The following is a 251-nucleotide window of genomic DNA, read 5'->3' on the forward strand; positions in this document are numbered from 1 at the left end:
CTAAGCCAATAGGCTCCTTTATTATCAAAAGCCATCGGGCAAAATTCCTTATAAACCTTGTCTTTCGTCAGTCCAAAAGTTTCCGTCATATCCAGAAAAGCCTGGGAAAGAGGCGCAAAGTGTATTCGTTGTTTTGCGATATCAGTTTCCTTTGCTATCATTTCTGCCGCTTTTTGTACCTCAGTTCGGATCGACATCCATTGATCATAAGCTGAGCCCTTCACCAAATTCATGTCCACCTTTGAAAGGTT

At 41.8% G+C, this 251-nt stretch carries 1 protein-coding gene; it reads right to left on the reverse strand.

The genetic code is table 11. The annotated features are described in order from the left end of the window. Positions 1 to 239 (reverse strand): DUF3347 domain-containing protein (locus I5349_RS14340; protein WP_369075574.1); only part of this gene is annotated, 239 nt, incomplete at its 3' end. Positions 240 to 251 lie beyond the last annotated feature (12 nt).

This window comes from Penaeicola halotolerans, assembly GCF_016464625.1.
GTDB classification, from domain to species: domain Bacteria; phylum Bacteroidota; class Bacteroidia; order Cytophagales; family Cyclobacteriaceae; genus Penaeicola; species Penaeicola halotolerans.